The organism is Alteromonas sp. ABH2_165, from assembly GCF_056159945.1.
Window position 1 is genome coordinate 629,213 of record NZ_JBSWWF010000001.1, and the last position, 20,042, is coordinate 649,254.

Annotated in this window: 19 protein-coding genes; 3 read left to right on the plus strand and 16 right to left on the minus strand. The window is 47.1% G+C overall.

All coding sequences use genetic code 11. From position 1 onward, the window contains the following. Positions 1-6: 6 nt before the first annotated feature. The 9 genes from tpx to asnS all read right to left on the minus strand — a co-directional run bounded on the left by tpx (position 7) and on the right by asnS (position 11,638). Positions 7-501: a thiol peroxidase gene (gene tpx / locus ACXAFQ_RS02750; protein ID WP_070126859.1), complete on the minus strand. Its 495-nt coding sequence runs from the start codon at positions 499-501 to the stop codon at positions 7-9. A gap of 163 nt (positions 502-664) precedes the next feature. Then, positions 665-1,147, minus strand: a complete 483-nt coding sequence (locus ACXAFQ_RS02755) for an N-acetyltransferase family protein (RefSeq protein ID WP_474818042.1) — start codon at positions 1,145-1,147, stop codon at positions 665-667. A gap of 61 nt (positions 1,148-1,208) precedes the next feature. After that, positions 1,209-4,364 (minus strand): efflux RND transporter permease subunit, encoded by a 3,156-nt coding sequence (locus ACXAFQ_RS02760; RefSeq protein WP_474818043.1) that lies wholly within the window; start codon positions 4,362-4,364, stop codon positions 1,209-1,211. Between the two features lie 9 nt (positions 4,365-4,373). Then, positions 4,374-5,519: an efflux RND transporter periplasmic adaptor subunit gene (locus ACXAFQ_RS02765; RefSeq protein ID WP_474818044.1), complete on the minus strand. Its 1,146-nt coding sequence runs from the start codon at positions 5,517-5,519 to the stop codon at positions 4,374-4,376. A 108-nt stretch (positions 5,520-5,627) separates the two neighbouring features. Beyond that, complete coding sequence (locus ACXAFQ_RS02770; RefSeq protein ID WP_474818045.1) at positions 5,628-6,725, minus strand: GGDEF domain-containing protein; 1,098 nt, start codon at positions 6,723-6,725, stop codon at positions 5,628-5,630. A 23-nt stretch (positions 6,726-6,748) separates the two neighbouring features. Continuing rightward, positions 6,749-7,312 (minus strand): PqiC family protein, encoded by a 564-nt coding sequence (locus ACXAFQ_RS02775; protein WP_474818046.1) that lies wholly within the window; start codon positions 7,310-7,312, stop codon positions 6,749-6,751. Continuing rightward, positions 7,302-8,954 (minus strand): intermembrane transport protein PqiB, encoded by a 1,653-nt coding sequence (gene pqiB, locus ACXAFQ_RS02780; RefSeq protein ID WP_474818047.1) that lies wholly within the window; start codon positions 8,952-8,954, stop codon positions 7,302-7,304. Before pqiB ends, ACXAFQ_RS02775 begins: the two co-directional genes overlap by 11 nt. Before the next feature lie 2 nt (positions 8,955-8,956). After that, complete coding sequence (locus ACXAFQ_RS02785) at positions 8,957-10,087, minus strand: paraquat-inducible protein A (RefSeq protein WP_474818048.1); 1,131 nt, start codon at positions 10,085-10,087, stop codon at positions 8,957-8,959. A gap of 153 nt (positions 10,088-10,240) precedes the next feature. Next, positions 10,241-11,638, minus strand: a complete 1,398-nt coding sequence (gene asnS, locus ACXAFQ_RS02790) for an asparagine--tRNA ligase (protein ID WP_474818049.1) — start codon at positions 11,636-11,638, stop codon at positions 10,241-10,243. A gap of 279 nt (positions 11,639-11,917) precedes the next feature. Between asnS and ACXAFQ_RS02795 the strand changes: the two genes are divergently transcribed. Continuing rightward, positions 11,918-12,289: a hypothetical protein gene (locus ACXAFQ_RS02795; protein ID WP_474818050.1), complete on the plus strand. Its 372-nt coding sequence runs from the start codon at positions 11,918-11,920 to the stop codon at positions 12,287-12,289. 12 nt (positions 12,290-12,301) lie between these two features. Here the strand turns inward: ACXAFQ_RS02795 and ACXAFQ_RS02800 are convergent, their stop codons facing one another. Further along, positions 12,302-13,276: a calcium/sodium antiporter gene (locus ACXAFQ_RS02800; protein WP_474818051.1), complete on the minus strand. Its 975-nt coding sequence runs from the start codon at positions 13,274-13,276 to the stop codon at positions 12,302-12,304. A 289-nt stretch (positions 13,277-13,565) separates the two neighbouring features. Between ACXAFQ_RS02800 and ACXAFQ_RS02805 the strand changes: the two genes are divergently transcribed. Next, positions 13,566-15,014, plus strand: coding sequence for a RimK family protein (locus ACXAFQ_RS02805; RefSeq protein ID WP_474818053.1), 1,449 nt, complete (start codon positions 13,566-13,568; stop codon positions 15,012-15,014). Then, on the plus strand, positions 15,011-16,141 hold the full coding sequence (locus ACXAFQ_RS02810) for a peptidase C39 family protein (RefSeq protein ID WP_474818054.1): 1,131 nt from the start codon (positions 15,011-15,013) through the stop codon (positions 16,139-16,141). The genes ACXAFQ_RS02805 and ACXAFQ_RS02810 overlap by 4 nt, the downstream gene beginning before the upstream one ends. Positions 16,142-16,185: 44 nt before the next feature. Here the strand turns inward: ACXAFQ_RS02810 and ACXAFQ_RS02815 are convergent, their stop codons facing one another. The 6 genes from ACXAFQ_RS02815 to ACXAFQ_RS02840 form a co-directional block, all read right to left on the minus strand. Beyond that, a complete protein-coding gene (locus ACXAFQ_RS02815) occupies positions 16,186-16,452 on the minus strand; it encodes a hypothetical protein (protein ID WP_474818056.1) in 267 nt (88 codons plus the stop codon). Positions 16,453-16,652: 200 nt separating this feature from the next. Then, positions 16,653-16,826 (minus strand): hypothetical protein, encoded by a 174-nt coding sequence (locus tag ACXAFQ_RS02820; protein ID WP_474818057.1) that lies wholly within the window; start codon positions 16,824-16,826, stop codon positions 16,653-16,655. A gap of 30 nt (positions 16,827-16,856) precedes the next feature. Then, positions 16,857-17,198, minus strand: coding sequence for a hypothetical protein (locus ACXAFQ_RS02825; protein WP_474818058.1), 342 nt, complete (start codon positions 17,196-17,198; stop codon positions 16,857-16,859). 164 nt (positions 17,199-17,362) lie between these two features. Continuing rightward, complete coding sequence (locus ACXAFQ_RS02830) at positions 17,363-17,647, minus strand: hypothetical protein (protein WP_474818059.1); 285 nt, start codon at positions 17,645-17,647, stop codon at positions 17,363-17,365. 119 nt (positions 17,648-17,766) lie between these two features. Then, positions 17,767-18,498: a hypothetical protein gene (locus ACXAFQ_RS02835; protein WP_474818060.1), complete on the minus strand. Its 732-nt coding sequence runs from the start codon at positions 18,496-18,498 to the stop codon at positions 17,767-17,769. A 143-nt stretch (positions 18,499-18,641) separates the two neighbouring features. Next, entirely contained in the window at positions 18,642-19,976 is a 1,335-nt protein-coding gene (locus tag ACXAFQ_RS02840) for a hypothetical protein (RefSeq protein ID WP_474818061.1), read from the minus strand. Between the last annotated feature and the right edge of the window lie 66 nt (positions 19,977-20,042).

Below are 20,042 nucleotides of genomic sequence, written 5' to 3' on the forward strand. Positions count from 1 at the left end.
TTCGATTTACAGCGCCGCAATGGCTGCTTCGTAATCTGGCTCATCAGCCGTTTCAGCGACTTGCTGGGTGTAGGCCACTTTGCCTTCTTCATCAATTACCACAACGCTGCGTGACAACAAACCAGTGAGTGGGCCTGTGGTAAATTCAACGCCGTAGGCTTTACCGAAATCAGAGCGGAAAGTTGAACCGGTTTCTACGTTTTCTACACCTTCTGCACCGCAAAAGCGAGCTGCTGCGAAAGGAAGGTCAGCAGATACGCAAACCACAACCGTGTTATCTAAAGACGCCGCTTTTTCGTTAAAAGTACGTACCGACATAGCGCATGTGCCAGTGTCTACCGATGGAAAAATATTCAGTACAATTTTCTTGCCTGCCAGATCAGCCAGCGTGACCGTAGACAGATCGGTTTTTACCAGTTCAAAAGCCGGAGCGGCTGAACCAACAGCAGGCAGTTCGCCAATTGTTTCCAGTGGATTGCCTTGCAGTGTAACCGTAGCCATGGGGAGTTCCTTGGTTGTTGTGAATGTTCCTACTTATAGTGATGGTATAAGATTTAAATTCAACCACCTAAGCAAAAATTTCATCGCATTTTTCCACTGTAGTCGGGGGTCGGTAACAATCATGCCGGCTCAGTAGGTTAGCGTTGTTAAATGTGCCAGAGTGTTAGCTAGCAGCCAACTTTGCCAGCGCTGCGCCATCCAGGCGATAACCTAACCATTCCGACTTGGGTTTTGCGCCAAGAGAATCGTAAAACTCAATAGCCGGTGTGTTCCAGTCTAGTACGCTCCATTCGAAACGACCGCAGTTGTTGTCTACCGCTAATTTCGCCAGATGCTTTAACAGGGCTTTACCCGCGCCGGTGCCGCGAGCAGACTGAGACACATAGAGATCTTCAAGGTACAAGCCATTGCGTCCTTGCCAGGTTGAATAGTTAAAGAAATACACGGCAAAACCAATCGCTTCGTTCTCGTTTTCGCAAATTACGCAATGGGCAGTGGCACTTTCGCCAAATAAGGTCTTTTCTAAGTCACTGACAGTAGACTCAACTTCATGTTCTGCTTTTTCATAAATTGCCAGTTCAGTGATAAACGCAAGAATTTGCTGGCAGTCATTAATGGTTGCGGGGCGAATGGCTAATTTACTCATAACGTTCTCTTTATCATTAAAAATAAAAAACGCCTCAGTGAGGCGTTTTATTAAAGCGGCTTCAGGGTTTTGCTTCCGATATGTCTGTCGAGCGCTTGCCTGGCAGGCGTTTGCTAATAACGGTTTTTACCGCATTACCAGCCATACCCATATCGACAAGAATCATATATAGGCAGGGTACCAGAATAAGTGTAACCAGTGTGGCATAAAGTACCGCAAAGCCCAGCGCGATGGCCATGGGGATAACCAGTGCTGCTTGCATACTGGTTTCAAACATTATTGGAGTTACACCCGCAAACGTTGTGATGGATGTGAGCGTGATGGCCCTAAAGCGGGCAGACCCGGCTTCTTCCACGGCATCACGAATAGAATAGCCCTGAGCACGGCGCTGATTCACAAAGTCCGTCATTACCAACGAGTCGTTTATTACCACCCCTGCTGCGGCAATCAGACCAAACATAGAAATAGCGGTGAGGTCGTAGCCAAGGAAATAATGCCCAAACGCGGCGCCGGTAAAACTAAAGGGAATGACTGACATGATGATGAGTGGCTGAGCATAACTTTTTAGCGGTACAGCAAGCAGAATGTACACCATAAGCATACCAGCAATGAAGAACAGCATCTGTTCGTCTTGCTGAGCCATCTGTTCCTCAATATTGCCGCCAATCTGCGTTTTCACTGAGGGATACTTTTTCAGCAATTCAGGAAGAATGTTTTCGTCCACTTCACCCATAACCGTAAAGGGCGCGACTTTCTGCTCATCGATGCTGCCCCAGATATAAACACTGCGGTAGCCACCTTCACGACGGATGTAGCTGATCCCTGGTTTCTCTTCGAGGGATACCACATCTCCCAGCATGACCTCACGACCTTGTGGGGTAGTAATAACCGAATATTTTAGGTCGGCAATACGTTCGCGTGACATGGCAGGGTAGCGAACCATTACCCGAACTTCTTCGCCATCACGAATTACCCGTTGCGCTTCGCCGCCGTAGAAACTGCTACCCACCTGAGCAGCGACATTCTGCAAGGTAAGTCCGAGATCGTAAGCCACTGGCTTCAACGTCATCTGAAACTCTTTACTTGTCGGGTCGATGGTCGAGCTAACATCAAACAGGCCATCTTGCTCTTGCAGCATTGAAATGAATTCTCTACCAGCGGCATTCAGGGTTGCTAGGTCGCTGCCGTAGAGCAGGTAGCCGAATTCGCCGTCTCCATCTCCACCGCCCATCAGGCTGTCGTTAATGTAGAATGCCTTCATGCCGGCTATTTCGGGCATGGCTTCGCGCCAGCGCCGTGCAATCTCAAAGGTGTCCATTACCCGCTCGTCTTCATGAACTAATGGCATGAAAAGTTGCCCGTTGGTGCGGTCATCGTTAAAGGCCAGGATATCCCGAACCATGCCTGCGCCACCAAATTCCTCTATGACCTTTTCGTCTTCTTTTCTGATGATGGTTTCGATGGTTTGTAAGGCATTAATTATCGCGTCATCAGCCACATTTTCATTCATCTCAATAGAGATAGAGGGGAAGTCATGGGGAACCTTGCCTTGAGGGACAAAGCGCAGATGATTACCGTCCATCAGGCCTTTTGCAAGCAGCAGTAAAGCAACGAAAATCATCAATGTTGCCCAGCGCCATTTGATTGCGCGTACAACCGTACGGCGGTAGGGGCCATTTACAATGCGATTAAATCCAGCGTTGAATTTAGCACGCCAGCCATCAGGTTTGATGGGAGTGAAATTAATATGTGCAATGTGTGCCGGAAGAATGAGTTTTGATTCCACCAGGCTGAAAAACAAACACAAGATAGCCACCACGGCAACATTATAAAACATAGCGCCGTCCATACCGGAGCTGCCGGTAAACGGTGCAAAAACCGCAATGGTGGTGAGTACACCGAATGTTGCCGGCGTAGCAACCCGCTTAGCACCGCGTATTACGCTGTCTACACTGGCGCCTTTATTCTCTATTTCGGTATAAGCGCTTTCTCCTATAACGATGGCATCGTCTACCACGATGCCGAGCACCATGATGAAAGCAAACAGAGACATAAGGTTAATACTTACGCCGAACAGAGGCATTAACATAACTGCGCCGAGGAAGCAGATAGGTAAGCCAACCATTACCCAAAAGGCGAGTCTGAACCGCAGGAACAACGACAGCATGATAGCGACCAGAATCGCGCCCTGAAGCAGGTTTTTCAGCATCATGTCCAAGCGGGCATCGAGGTAATAGGTGAAGTCCACCATCACTTCTAGCGATACACCATCGGGTAATTGTTTATTTTTTAACTCGACGTAGTCTTTGATGCTTTGCGCTACAGGAATAATACTCTGGGTTTTCGTTGCCCTTACAGTCATGTAAATGGCGTTTTTACCCGAATATTTGAAGTACATATCACCTTCGGTGAAAGCATCTTTGATTTCAGCTACATCGCCGAGTAACACCTGAGAGCCGCCTGTGCCGATTTTAACAGGGATCTTGGCAAACTCTTCTCCCTGGTAATACTGGTTTTCAACCCTAACCGCAATAATGCCGGATTGGGTTCTAAGCTGACCGGCGGAAATGTTACTTGAGTAGGCACGAATAGCCGTGGTGATGTCGCTGATCGAAAGGTTGTACTTACGCAGTACGTCTGGTTTCACTTCTATGGCAATTTCATCAGGCGGGTAACCGGCTTGCACGATGCTGATGTTGTCCAGTTGAAGTAATTCGTCTTCCACTTCTTTCGCGATGTCTTTTAGTTCGGTAAGGGGAAGGTCACCTACCAGTGGAAGCTCGATAACCTGCTGAGTAAATTCTTCCTGTACGATGGTAACGGGTTCCATGTCGGCAGGGAAGGACGCAATACCGTCGACACGGAGGTTAACCTTGTCGAGTACATTAGCCAGAGAGGCTTTTTCGTCAATAGTGAGCCTTAATGAGCCAGAGCCACGAAAGGCCCGGGAAACAACCCGCTCCACTTCAGGCACATCTTTTAATGCTTCTTCAATTTTAACGATGATCCCTTCTTCAATCTCCTGAGGCGAAGCACCGGGATAAGACGCACTAATTCTGATGTAATTGAATTCCGCCATGGGAAACATCTGGCGCTGAAGACCAGTGTATGCCGCCAAACCCATAACAACGATGAAGATCATTAAAAGATTAGCAGCAACGCTGTTGCGGGCGAACCAGGCGATAATGCCATGGTTCGTATCATGTTCATTATGCATGGCGTGTCCTTACTGCGTGATACGTTGAGAGGCGACGAGTTTCTTGCCGCTTTCAATCACTTTCACGGCCATTCCGTTGATTGGGTATTCAGGTGGGGTAACAACCAGCATGCCGCCGTCGATGTCGCCACTAACGAAGAAATATTCCCCTTCTTCACGCAGCACATTAACACGTTCACCGACCAGTTCGCCGTTCTCGTTTACCAGCCAGATCTGTTTGTTGTTCACCAGTTCCTGAGGTACCCGGTAAACGGCTTCAAGGGTTTTGCCGGTAAAACTAATATTGGCAAAGCTACCAAACTTCACCAGTGGCTTGCCTGAGCGTACGCCGTATGGGTCGTCAATACGGGCGACGAGATGACTCATTCGGGTTGCTTGATCAACAACGCCGGTATCTCGGTCGATGCTGGCTGTAATTTCACGATTGTCGATAGTGATAATGGCATCAGTACCGGAAACCGTTACTGGCAGAAAAGACTGGTCGAAACCGGCAACCGGAAAGTTTAGTTCGGCCGTTTCTACATTATTTAGCGTTGCTGTTACCGTGCCGGTACTAACAAAATCGCCGGTACCAATTTCCCGAGAGACGACCAACGCATCATAAGGCGCACGCACTTCGCAATTGTCTAAATCGCGTTTGGCAATGCGAAGCATGGCTTCCGCTGATTTCACCGCTGCCTGCGCACTTAATAACTGTGGCTTTCTTAAATAGAGATCAGTAATTCGGCTACCCGACATACTCGCGGCTTCGCGCTCGGCAACATCGGCTTGGGCTTGTTCTTGAACGAGCTGCGCTTGCGCAGAAATCAGTGTGGCTTCGGCTTCCAATAACGCCGCTTCATAAGCATCTTTTTCAATGCTAAACAGAATTTCACCGCGCTTCACCAGGCCGCCGGGCACAAATTTTGGATTCCAGGACACCACTTCACCGGCTACCTGTGCGGCTAAGTTAGTGCTTTCAAGCGGCGTGATTTCGCCGTAGGACGTAATAGTAACTTTGTAATCTTCTGCCCGAAGCTCACTGATAGATACCGTAGGTCGTGTATCTATTTCTGCTGACGATTCTTCCTCATTTCCCGCAGAAGCGATCAGCGTCATACCTGCATAACCCGCCACGAGTATGGCTATTGGCAGGACGATTTTTTTCCATTCCATCGACATTCCTTTCCCCAGTATTTCTTTATTATTTTATTTTAATAGCTTTGTGCTTCGATTGAATTGACTGTTTGTAACAGTTTATGACTTCACATTATGGCAATGTTATTAGGCCATATCGTGTGCGCATACTATCTTGTTACGGCCCAGTTGTTTTGCTTTATATAATGCCTTATCGGCAAGCGATAGTCCCCGGTTTAATGAAATATCACTGTTAATTTCACATATTCCAAAGCTGGCAGTTACTTTAATTTCCCTTTCTTCCAGCCATACGGCGGTGTTTTCTAGTGTTTTTCTCACTTTCTCTGCCAATATGGCGGCGCTTTGTTCTGAAGTTTCCGGCAGAACCATGAGAAATTCCTCGCCTCCCCAGCGACTGACAATATCTTGTCGGCGCACATTCTGTCGCAAATGCTGTGCCGTTCTTTGCAACACGATATCACCATTAGTATGTCCGTAGGTGTCATTAATTTGCTTAAACTTGTCTACGTCTACAAGGATGAGTGTGAGCGGAATGTGGGTTCGATAATGCCGTTTAATTTCTTGATCAAGTAACTGACTGATCCCGCGCCGGTTTGGTAAAGAAGTAAGAGTATCATGTAATGCTTGTTGTTCAAATTGCGCACTGAGTATACGCATCATTTCGTAGGTGTTTTGTCGACTGTATTCATAAAATGCAGAAAGAAACGTGACAGTGCAGAAGGAGAGTAGCAAGCGAGTTTTGAAACTGCCGCTGTAATGCGTAAGGAGCAGCGATTCATGAGGGCTAAAAAGAATGATAGTAATAAGCAGGGTGAATACCACCATGACGATTAAGCCGCGTTTAAAACCACCGAAAAACATGGCCACCGGCGGTAGAATATAAAGCCAAAGCGGACCCGTGTTATCGTGGCCGCCGGTGACCAGCAGGTAAGTCTCCAGCCCCATTAGACAACCGGTTAGCAAATACACTGAAACCGCTTGGCCCACCTTATTGCGATAGGCAACCTGAATCTGACTAGCCAGGAAAAAGATGAGAGAAGCGGTAAGTAAACTGAAGCCTAGTGTCCAGGTTCCACTGAACAACGCATATAATCCCAACACGAGCGTGATGGTGTAGCCAACGAAAGAAAACAAGTTAACCACCAGGATACGGCGGTTCGTTTCCTCATCAAAGTCGGGATGACAACCCCGTTTAAAAAAACTGTTGGCGGTGGTTTTGCGCATATTCCTACTATTTTTGTTGCGCGCTACACCTCATCGGAAATCGCCGTAGCAAGATCGCTAACGAGTTGACGCATGGTGACGACGGCTTGCTCAAATCCGTCGCCTTTCATTGGACGGCGGAAGTCAAAATACTGAATTTTCTCAGATTTGCCTTCGCCATCAAGCCAAAACTGGCCCTTTAGCAACACGATACCGTCGGATGAAGCAATAAAGTCATCAATTTTTACATAAAGTTTAGCAACCGACGACTGTTTTGCATGGCGGTGGGGCGGAATTATCTCGATATTTTTATGAGAAAGTAATGCGCCGTTTAAAGCCTGTACAAAACTTTTATCTAAGGGTTCAGCCCACACGTGCTGATTAGAGACATATACCGTTGCTGGCCCCGTTAGCATTGTGAGCGAGCGTTGTTGCAGGTAATCCGGTAATACCAGTTGCTGCAGAGCGATTTTTTGCGTGGGTTGATTATGATTGCTGACTTTTGCGTTCGGTGAATGCAACACATAATAAGTGAGTGACGTAGAGGAACTGCTACATCCTGCCAGCACTAAGGAAAAGAAAACAAAACACAGTCGACTAATTTTCATCAAAGATTCCTTTATTTGCTGCTTTAGGTTGCATGTCATTGTCGTTATCGTCGGAGAAAATTAAACGATTAGGTTTCTGATTAAGCTGTAACAGCAATGGCTGAATGTTGCGCAACGTCTCTTGCAGCGCATTTGCTGTTTCAGTTATTTCCCCGGCACTGCGCCCGCCATCGGAATAGTTGTCTAAAAGCGCAGACACTTTCGTTAGCATTTCATTCAGGTTTTCATTCAATGCTTTGGCGTCGATATCGCCCATTAAATCGTCGAAATCACTGCTTGCTTCTTCTACCCGGTTTGACGCAGCCTTAATGTCATCAATCACGTTTGTCACTTCAACAATCATTTTCTCCAGCGGGAGGTTATTCATTTTGTCGAGGATGGCGTCGGCTTTTTGCGTTAGCTGGGTAAATTCATTCGATACCGTAGGAATAACTTCAATATCATTAATGGTGTTTATCGCCAGAGCTGAAGCATTATTGTCGTGCTGCAGGTCGACATACAACCCGCCCGTGATCACATTCCCCATACGTAGTGTTGCCCGCAAGTCGCGGCCAATCCAGGTATGCATGGTGTCTTTCACTGCCTGCAAACCTTCTTCGGTATCCTGTTGACGGACTTTACCGGGATAGATGCGAATAACGACAGGGATCGGGTAGTTCTGGTCGAGGATATTGCCATCAATTAAATCCGGAGGATTGATGCGCGCAACTTCACCAATTTCGATGCCACGATATTCTACCGGTGCCCCTTCGGTGAGCCCCCGCACAGTTTCGTCGATTAACAGTAGGTACTTTGCATACAATTTATATCGGGCATTGGACGCAGCAGCATCATCCTGGAATATCTTAAATTTTGCATTCTCGTCCACATCGCCGCCGGATGATGCGCCGCGCGGTATACCGAATGTCACACCATTTGCTAACAGGGTTTCCAGAGAGCCGGTTTCAACTTTAACTCCGTTCGAGCGTAGGTGAAGTTTAACGCCACTGACATTCCAGAATCGCGTATTTTGCGTGATCAGTTTGTGATAGGGCGCACGAATAAATGCACCGTAGTGTAAAACCCGCTCTTCTATGTCAAATTCTGCATCTTCAAATTCACCGACTTTAAAACCTTTGTAGATAATCGGGTCGCCTGGCTTGTACGCAAAGTTGTCATTACTGGTAAGCGTAACATGCAAACCAGGTGTACCTGGTGGTGTGGCGGGAGGACGCTCAAGGGCCACAAAATGGCTTTTACTCTTACCTGAATCATCTGCCGTCATGGCAATGTAAGCACCCGATAGCAAAGTATTCAAACCGGATACTTCAGAGAAGCTGATCCGTGGCGCTACAACCCAGAATTCAGAGTTTTCAGTAAGAAGTCGTTCGGCACTGGCATCGATACGTGCGGTTACTAATACGCCGTCTAAATCTGGTTTAAGATCGATTTTTTTTACCTGGCCCACTTCTAAATCACGCACTTTAATGGGGGTTTTGTTAACTTCGATGCCGCTGGCAGATTTCAGTTCGATAGTGATTAACGGGCCTTGGTTTTTCCACTGATACCACACCATCCATCCACCGATAACGATGGCGAAAAGCGGTATCAGCCATACTTTGGAAATGTGAGTGGTGGATTTTATTTTTGCGTCACTCGTCATGTTTACTTCCTGTTCTGCCAAATCAGGCGGGTATCAAATGTCATTGCTGCCACCATAGTAACGAAAACTACGGCGCAAAAGGCCAAAGCTGCAGGCCCTGGATAAATAGAGAATGTATTACCGAGTTGCACCAGGGCGACAAGAATGGCAACCACGAAAACGTCGATCATCGACCAACGGCCAACCCCTTCGATAATCTGATAAAAGCGGGTTCGAATGCGGGCGCGCTTCTCTAACCCACGTTGCACCGTTAAATTCAGCCAGGCTAGAACGACAATTTTAGCCACCGGGATCAATACGCTAGCAATAATAATGATTAATGCTACAGGATAATCGCCGCTTTCCCAAAGCGTAATTGCGCCACCGATAATGGTACTCGGTTCGTCTCTGCCGAACATTTCAGTATGCATGATGGGTAAGAGATTCGCCGGAATATAAAGTAGTGTTGCAGTAATGAGCAATGCCCAGGTACGCTGAATACTTACCGACGCCCGTGCTGGTGTCAGTGGCTTGGGCGAGGGGACTTCTCCAAAAAGCCAAAGCGCGAAACGGTTGCTGTCGAATTGAATAATGCAAGCGGTCATACAAATGGCAAAGCCGATGAATGCGTAAAACGACAATCCAATAGAGATATCTGCCATGGACGATATTTTGATTAAGCTGACCAGCGTGCCCACCAGAAATATCTCAGCCATGCTCCAGGGCAGTAAGGCTTTTACCCAAAAAAAGATATGTCTGACGAAAGGTCTATGAATATCCCGGTGACGACAGTGACTCAGCACAAGCATGCCCAGCAATACCAAGCCAGGAAAAATAACCGTCGCTGCCCCAGTAATGATGGCTAACGACATATAGTCTTCGTTGAACAAAGTAATGAAGCTATCCGGCAATGCAATTTGATGCTGAATGCCACTGGAGCGAAAAGATAGAAAATTAAAGGGTAAAGACAGGGCAAGAAATACGAGCGCACTGAAAGCTAACGCAAACACATTGTCGTTCTGATGCCGCCTGTAGGTGAGCAGCGTATGACCGCAGTTCGGACAGACGGCGCGCTGCCTGTGCGCCAGTGCTGGCAGCGCCACCACTGTCAGGCATTGTTCACACTGTATTGTCTGTGACGATTCGGTATGCATAAAGAACGCTGAGACTCAATAAACGATTAGTATACAATAGCATGATTTTATTCATGTTTACGGTATTAATGTGTAACCGGATGTCATCTGCCTCAGAAAAACATAAGGCGGCCTTTCGGCCGCCTTATTATTAATTCTTTATGCGTTTTGTGATCAGTAATTTGCATTACCCGGCGTGCGCGGGAATGGAATAACATCACGTACGTTTTGCATGCCGGTTACGTAGGCAACCAGGCGCTCAAAGCCTAAACCGAAACCTGAGTGCGGTACGGTGCCATAGCGGCGTAGATCGCGGTACCAGCTGTAGTCTTCTTTATCGAGGCCCATTTCTTCCAAACGTTGGTCGAATACATCCAGACGTTCTTCACGCTGAGAACCACCAATAATTTCACCAATGCCTGGTGCCAAAATATCCATCGCTGCAACCGTTTTGCCATCATCATTAATGCGCATATAGAAGGCTTTAATATCCTTCGGATAATTTTGCATAATGATTGGCGCGCCAACGTGTTCTTCGGCCAGATAACGCTCGTGCTCAGATGATAAATCTACACCCCACTCAACAGGGAATTCAAATTCTTTGCCACTGGCCTTCAGAATATCAATCGCATCGGTGTAATCCATACGAACGAAATCAGTACTGATCAGTTTTTCCAGGCGGCTGATAGCATCTTTGCTGATGCGCTCGGCGAAAAATGCCATGTCGTCAGCACGCTCTTCAAGCACAGCTTTACACACGTATTTCAGCATGTCTTCTGCCAGTTGCGCCACATCGCTTAATTCCGCGAAAGCCACTTCTGGCTCAATCATCCAGAACTCCGCTAGATGTCGAGAAGTGTTACTGTTTTCAGCACGGAATGTCGGGCCAAAGGTGTACACTTTTGACATAGCGGCACAGTAAGTTTCAACGTTCAACTGACCAGAAACCGTAAGGTAGGTTTCTTTACCAAAGAAATCTTCTTTGTAGTCGATATCGCCTTTGTCGGTGCGTGGCAGGTTCATCATATCTAACGTAGATACTCTGAACATTTCACCTGCGCCTTCTGTATCGGATGCAGTAAGGATAGGGGTACTGATCCAGAAATAGCCACGCTCGTGGAAGAAACGGTGAATGGCTTGTGACAAACAGTTACGAATACGGGTAACCGCACCTATCACATTGGTACGAGGGCGAAGATGCGCATACTCACGAAGATATTCGATAGAGTGGCGTTTTGCCGCCATCGGATAGGTATCGGGGTTTTCAACCCAACCCAGAATTTCTACGCTTTTCGCTTCCAGTTCTACTGCCTGGCCCTGACCTTGAGAAGGTTTTACTTCGCCAACAACAGACAATGAGCAGCCTGCGGTTAAGCGCTGAATATCAGCATAATTTGACAGAGAATTTAACGCGATTACCTGTACGGGATTAAAGCAGCTGCCATCGTGCAGAGCAATAAAAGAAAGTCCGGCTTTCGAGTCGCGGCGAGTACGCACCCAACCTTTAACCGTCACCGTTTCGCCAACTGCGTACTTACCTTCAAGCACGTCGACAACGGGCGCATGCGTCATTTGAATGTCTCCATCTTACCTGTTTAAAATAAATATACTTTTTCGGTCTGTCATTGTAGTTGAGCCGAAAAGTGTTAAAGACACAGCAGAATTGCCGATAGTAAATACAAAACCAAGCGCTGCGAAAGGCAACGAAAAAACTTAGATAGTGCAGTGACATGCCAGCCTTCAGAATAAGGCATGACTCTGTTGTGTCATTTCCTACGTATAAACGAACCGCTAGTATACTCATTCAGAAACGGGATACCAGCTAACTTTCAGCCCACAGAGCCAATTTGCATGAATTCAGGTCACCAAGACAGACGGGTCATTCCCAGAGACAAAGACGGATTTTACCGTTTTATTGTTACCGTTAACTTTATGAGTTGGCTGGTGCTAATTGGCGCTTTGATCGTGTTTCATTTTGCCCGCCCGGAAATGGTGACGGGTTTACAGACCTACTGGGGAATAGAAGGGCGAACTACCTGGTCAGATGAACACGTAGACATGCTGGTTGTGCTGTTACAGATTTGCCTGGGCATGGCGTTGCTCACCATGTTACTGCGTTCGCGCCGCAATCGTCGTGAGGCCGACAATTACGGCGTGAATTTGTTTATTCTTGCAGGTATTTCAGTGGTGAGCCTGGTTACCTTGAATGTAACCGTAGCCTGATAAAATACCTGTTTAGCTTACAAAAGCCGATTGTACCAAGTACCAGGTATACGCCACGTAACCCAATACAAATACACCACCTTCTAATCGGTTCAAGCGGCCCTGACGACCTTTGAGGCCGATACAGAATATAAACAGGGCAACCGACAACACCAGCATAATGAGTACATCGCGATACAAAAAGCTTGGTTCTACTTGCATAGGCTGAATGGTACCGGCAATACCCACTACCGCGAGAGTATTGAACATGTTCGAGCCGATAACGTTGCCCAGCGCCATATCATGTTCGCCTTTGCGAATTGCCATCAGTGAAGATGCCAGTTCAGGTAACGATGTACCTACTGCGATAATGGTTAAACCGATAATCGTATCGCTAACGCCAAAATCGGTGGCGATTTCAACGGCACCCCACACCAGAATACGAGAGCTGGCTACTAACAATAACAAGCCCGTAAACAGCCAAATTGCATTGGTCTTTACGCTGATTTCTTCGCCGGGGATTTCGCCGTCGTAACCTTCTGCCAGTTTGTCTTTATCGCCTTTGGTTGCAGCCCAGATGCTCCAGCCCATTAGCAGAATAAATAAACCTAATAACGAGAATGCATCGTCAGTGGAGATATAAAAGTCAATCAGTTGCCAGCTTGCAAAAAAGGTAAGGCCGAGCAGGATAGGGAGTTCACGTTTGATGATGTCTGAACTGACGGCAATGGGGCTGATAACCGCGGTGAGACCAAGAATAAGTGCAATATTGGCAATGTTCGAACCGTATGCGTTACCCAGTGCAATACCCGAATTACCTTGAATAGCGGCGAAAATAGAAACAATGATCTCGGGGGCTGAGGTGCCGAAGCCGATGATCAGCATACCAATTAATAGCGGCGAAAGGCCGAAATGACGGGCAATACCTGCTGCGCCACCGACAAATTTACCGGCACTCCACAGTAAAACTGGCAGGCCAACAATAATAGCAGCAATGGCTAAAAGCATATTTTCTCCTTGGGTCCGTCTCTTTCAGGCAAACGAAATAACTGATCTTAGAACTGCCATTATATGGCGACTTCGTTAAACATTTTAAACGGTTGAACGCGCAAAATGGGCCAGAAATCTTTTCCAGCAACGCTATCACAAAATCTCATGGTTACGATAAAAAAAAGCCGTGCTGAAATCTCTGGTGAATCAGCCGGTTTCCTCTACACTGCGCTTCAATATCTGCCACCTCTGAACAAGTTTAGAAGTGGCAGCAAATCACTTTTCTTTAGGAAAAAAGAAGCATTTCATGCACAAGACTTTAATCGTAGTTGATGACATCAGCGGTTTTGACATTCCTGAGCAGACAATTCTGACCTTTCAGCAATATCTGGAAGAATTTCCGAAACGCAACGAGCCGAAAACCCGGGTAATCAACCTGTGCGATACATCACGTTATTTGAGTCAGGGTTATTATTGCTCGTTATTAGCTCAAGCCCGTCAGCACCGCGTATTGCCGTCGGTGAAAACCATCAATGATTTACGCATTGTTGATGAAGGTAGCGCGCGGCTGCCGTTGCCGGAAAAATTTCAGTGGTCCGGCGCTGAAGGCATTGAGTCGTTCTTTGTACTGTTTGGTAAAACCAAGGATCAACGTTTAGCTGCTTTGGCAAAAGTAGCGTTTGAGGCATTTCCGTGCCCGGTGCTTACTGTTGCGCTGCATATTGCGGCAGACAACATTGGTTTTATGGAAATACAACCGCGGGGCTTTGTTGATTTATCTGACGACGAAAAACAAGCGTGTATTGATGGGTTGCGACAATTTACCGAACAGGAATGGCGTAGCGATCGCAAAGGCAAAAAAATGCGCTGGGACATGGCCATTTTGGTTAACCCGGATGAGCCGACGCCACCGTCTGACGACAAAGCAATTCGCAATTTCGTGAAAGCTGCCGAGAAGGTTGGTTTTAATGCGGAAGTGGTTACCAGTCTGACGCCTGAAGCGGTTGGGCATTACGATGCACTGTTCATTCGTGAAACCACGGCCATCGACCATCACACTTATCGTCTTGCCCGTGCGGCAGAACGTGAAGGACTGATTGTGATTGACGACACTCAGTCCATATTGCGCTGCTGTAATAAGGTGTACTTGCAAGATGCGTTCGCGTATCAGCAAGTACCAGCACCGCAAAGCGAAATGGTGTCAAACAGTAATGACGAAACCTGTGCAGAGCTTATCAGCAAGCTGGGCTTGCCGCTGGTACTTAAACTACCAGAGAGTTCATTCTCGCGGGGTGTGTACAAAGTGGAAAGTGCCGAGGCACTGAAAACGCGACTGGTAGAAATGCTGGAAGCATCAGCGTTGGTGCTGGTACAGGAATATGTGTTTACTGAATTCGACTGGCGAATTGGTGTGTTAGGTGGCAAGCCTATTTATGCCTGTCAGTATTTCATGGCGCGCAACCATTGGCAGATTTATCACCACGAGGGTGACCGATTCAGCTCTGGTGGCTTTAAAACCATGCCGACCTTTGAAGTGCCCAAAGCTGTGCTTCAAGCTGCAATTAAAGCAGCAAAGGTCGTGGGTGATGGCCTCTATGGTGTAGACATTAAGCAATCAGGCAACAAAGTTTACGTGATTGAAGTGAACGACAATCCAAGTATCGACTCGGGTGTTGAAGATAAATACCTCGGCAAAGAACTGTATCAGTTAATCATGCAGGAATTTGCTAACAGATTGGAGTTACGCGGTCGATGAGCGCAGAACGTGCTTTACCGCTTCCAGCGATACTGAGTGTGCGCTCAGCTGACGCTGGCGATTTACCGCAGTTGTGCGACATAGAACAACGCTGTTTTGCCCACGACCGGTTAAGCCGCAGGAGAATGCGTTTTTATCTCACTGCCACCCATGCTGAACTGCTGGTGGCAGAGCGGGACGGCGTGCTGCTTGGCTATACCTTGCTACTGTTAAGGCGGGGCACCATGCTAACGCGACTGTACTCTATTGCGGTTCTGCCTGAAGCCCGTGGACAACAGGTGGCGCAATCACTGATTGCTGAACTGGAGGTCAGGGCGCTGTCGCGGGGAAAGCGCTTTATGCGTCTGGAAGTGTCTGAGGACAACAAGGGCGCCATTGCACTGTACCAGCGTTTAGGTTTTACCCAATTTGGTATGTATAACGAGTACTACGAAGATAAATCTGATGCCATTCGTATGCAGAAGGTGCTTAATTTTCCTTCCAGTACCACAGAAGTCGATGTGTACCCTTGGTACCAACAGACAACGGAATTTACCTGTGGCCCGGCATCATTAATGATGGCCATGGCAGCATTGGATAAAAACTATGTGTTGTCGCAGGAAAAAGAGTTGGCATTATGGCGTCGAGCCACCACCATTTTCATGACTTCAGGCCATGGCGGTTGCCATCCTGTGGGTTTGGCTCTGGCGGCCGTCGACGAAGGTTTTAGTAGTGAAGTTTGGGTTAACCGTGCTTTTCCGCTGTTTACCGATGGCGTGCGTACAGCGCACAAGAAGGCCATTGTAGAAGTGGTGGAACAAGGCTTTCTGGACGAAGCCGAGCGCAAGCAGATCCCCGTGACCATTTCAGAATGGAAAATGGAATCTGTAGACGCTTTGCTGGAAGAGGGTGCTGCGGTAATGTGCCTCATCAGCACTTATGCCTTTGACAAGAAAAAAGCGCCGCACTGGGTAACGCTAACAGCATCGGATCAACGGTGCTTTTACATTCACGACCCCGATCCGGAAGCGTTCGAAGGCCAAGCTGTGGAGTATCAGCATATCCCCGTGGCACGGGAAGATTTCACTCGCTTGGTAAGCTATGGCCGCCGGAAGGTACGAGCAATTGTCATCGTCAGGCAAGCCTGACATCAAAAGCTAAATAAGCGCTGTCCTCAGGGGCAGCGCAAAAACTAGTGACTAATTTTTGCGTTAAATGACCGCAATGAAGAAACCAATGCCGCTAAATCACTTAAAGACTGATTGCTTAACGCTGGCTTGGTAAAGGTGGTGCCTTTGCGGGCAGTGTTGAATGCGCGTTTAATGTCGAATGCTGCAGTGCGCTCTTTCAAACGCAGCCATTCGTTTTGCAATGAACTAGGGATAACATGACGTTTAGCCAGAATCTTGTCTCGAATTTGCAACACTTGGCCAATTAATAACGTATTCTCATTTAACATAGTAAACCTATTTTTCGTCTGGTTAGTTGTTTAAGCCTTTATTTATGGGGTCCTACAACAACTACCTGCTTTGTGACCCAGAATAAAGGAACGCCTTACACCAGAGGAAATTGCAACATTGATGCCTATAGTCTTTAGTCTAATAGGATATCGATGAAGTGCAGTTGAGAACGATAAATTGAAAAAAGGGAAGGAAGGGTTTATTCAGCAGTATGTTGGCAAGCAAAGCCTTTTGTATCCACCCGGGCGATATCATCATTGCCGCACATTTTTTGTGCCGTAGTCTGTTGATTATCGTCGTTAAATCCTTTCGCTACGACACTTGCCGTTGCGACAACAAGAATTGCTGAAACCACTTTTGCGAATCGAGTCATTTCACTACTCCTGCACTTATAATATCCAGATTAACTCATCAAGCCTGAAAATAAGTACCCGACAAATAGTAAGGCGCCAACCAACAGGGCAGAGCGAAATAATGAAAACTTGCCGGATTTACCTGCATTTTTTTCTTGTTCAATCAGCTGAAGTATTTCTTCCACTGAACCTTCTTGCGCGCCAAAACGGGTCATTCTGAACGTACGTGTTTGCTCCGAGCAGGCGAAATCGTCGTTACTGGCTTCGCGGGTAGAGCGTAAACGTGGAGATTTATTCGCAGACACTTTGTTGGCAAATGAAGGCTCACCAGCACTTTGTTTGCTAGTGGCGTCATTTCTACGTTGATGATCCGTAAATTGGCGTGTAGTCATTCGCATTCCCTGCCCGACATTGTGTTCGTTTTTCATAGTGCCAGTCTATTGTTGCCGAGTGAAATATCAACAATTCATAGACGAATGACAGTATGGAATTAAAATCGTAGTTCTTTGCTTATATACCTGAAACCTGATTTTAACGCTGAAGGAACCTTAATACATTAGCGACTCGCGCGGCGCACTGGGCTTTTTCGAGCAGCCTTGAGAAACAGGTGGCCAATGCTCATGACTAAAAGAGAAAGAATAAGCGGGAACAAACCGGCTAATAGCGGGGAGATGCCACCATACGATATTGAAATGAAACTATCGCTGGTTGCTACCTGATAGTCCGCTGGCGTCCAGAATGTATGATAGACACTCATTGTTAGTGCAACTGTTGCACCAATGAGACCTGATAACGTGAGCACCCATCCGGTGGCTGTGGTGATGTTTTTCCCTAAATCCATGGGAATCTCCAGGTAATTGGAACGAATTTTAACCAATTATCGTAGGAGATGGGGCTATGATCAAGTCTACGGCTATCTACTTTAGGGTAAATCGCAGTATAACCGCGATAAAATAAGATTTATCGCAAGTTTCTAGAGGATGTCGTGGCATCATCTACGACAAAGCGGCGTAGCGTAAAGCGATAATCGTCCTGCAACTGGATGCGGGTGACCTCACCCTTCTTGTCAGCCCGATAATGCCGCCAATTCCATTCACCGTCTTTCAGGATGACATTTTTGATACCAAAGCGGGACATGTCATCTACCGAGTAATCAAACCCCTGTGGCCCGTAACCAAAAAAGTTCAGGAAACGCTCTTTAAGTGCTTTAACGTGCTGCCCGTAAACTGTGAAAAGATTATCAATTTCTAAATCAGCGTAAAATTGGGTTTCCTGCTTGCGCATTGCATTGATTATAATATCGAAGCCTTCGATATCTTCACTGCCTGCCCAATCTTGCTGCCAAGCACTGCCGTGCCAAAGAAGAACCGAGTCTTTTCTTAAGAACTTCTTGTTGGCAGCCGGAAAGACATAATTTGCACAAGAAGACGCACAGACTACAGATACCTCCACATTCAAATTATGTTCATTCACCCATTTTCCGAGGGCCATACCCTGAGTAACATCGCCTCCACCACTGTTGATGATCAATAAATCAGGTTTGTCGATAGCGTTGTCAAAATCGTTGAAAACTTTCTGATTGTTTTCTTTAGTGATAGGCCCATCGTAGTGAAGTGCGTTGACATCCCGGTTTGCCAGTGAAGTGGCGAGGGCATAATTAGTCAATAGCAAAAAAACAGCTGAAACGGTCATTGAGGTTTGCGTAAAACCCATCATCTTGTCCCTGATGAAAATAAACAATGATCAGATAATAAACGGTTCGCGTGTCGAAAACACGGTGTGTTGTCTTTTATGCAGCACATTTTATCGTGCATCAGTCCAGCCTTTTAACTGCCTTATATTGCCTTATATTGTCTTTTTAATAAACGTTGAGGCAAATAAATCACCGCAATATTCATGCTGCGGTTATCATCAGACAACATAGCAGACTGAATTTGAATTTTGGTGCCGTCAGCGCTGAACGTGGGATGAGTGTGGTCTCTTGCCGTGGGTTTATGGCCACTGCTGAGCAGCATCATTTCATCGGTTGTGCGATCGATCAAATACAGGCTGCGGCTAAAATCATCACCTACTGCCCATCGTCCGTCAGAAGAGCCATGGACATGCCATAAACCGCTGCCACTTCGGGTTTGACCTGCAATACGCATTTCATTGGTTCGAAGGTTAACGATACCGAGCCCAGTGGGTTTTTGTCGGCTGGCCGATGGACCCCATTCATCATCGGTGCCTACTTCACGGTGCCCCATAATTGCAAAAGCCACTTCATCTTTGCTGATCACGGCTTCGTGCGTTACCCATTCATAATTGGCTTCCGGGTATAGGGCTTTCACTTCGCCGCCTACTTTCATGGTCCACATGCGTTGTGGTGATTTACCACCGGTTTCCCAACAGAATACCAATTCCCGACTGACCCATGGGTTGGTTTGAATATGACCGAGCTGGAAGGGCAGTGCGACCACTATATCTATTTTCCCGGTGCGTAAATCCATGCTCGCAATACCAGTAGGACCTGCGCCCATATTTCGTGGACCAAAGTTTTCTTCCAGTTCCACATCATCGGGTAGGTGCCGGGCGGCTTCTTCACGGCCAATTCGAAAATAAATGATGTCCTCGGCGGCATCTAGTGCCATGTCGCCACCGGCACCCATGCTCGCTGGGACTGCGCCCACCACACGCTGATAATGGCTTTTATCTTTCACCTTCGCTTTGGTGGCATCACGCAGTAAGGCCGCCATATCCACCTCAACGATTTGTTTATCGTTATCGCTGCTTCCATATCGAGGTTGTTTATCCGCGCTGAAAGAAGGATCACGCATCAGGTACAGTTTGTCCGTTTTTCTGGCGTTCACCAGCATGCCGAAGTAGCCGCCTTCACTTACCTGTACCAAAACGCCATTTTCTTCATTGACTGCCATAGCTTCGCCAGGCACACGATTCGAGCGAAACACTAACCATTTCCCATCGGCAGTCCATTGGGCATGAGTGGGATAAATTTTCGAATCGCCAACCGGTTGACTGGTGAGGAAGGCGATTTTCACTCCGGTTACCGGATCGTTTATCACCTTCCTCTCTGATGGGAATGTTTTACCGATAGACGCTTCAGCTGCAGGGGATAAGAGCGTAAACAGAATAAATATGTTTATCAGGATAAGTGCTTGTTTGGCAGTCACGAAAGGCTCACGTTTTCTTGTTATCAGAATGTAAAGGTGAGCAAAACACAGAGAGATGCCGGAAGC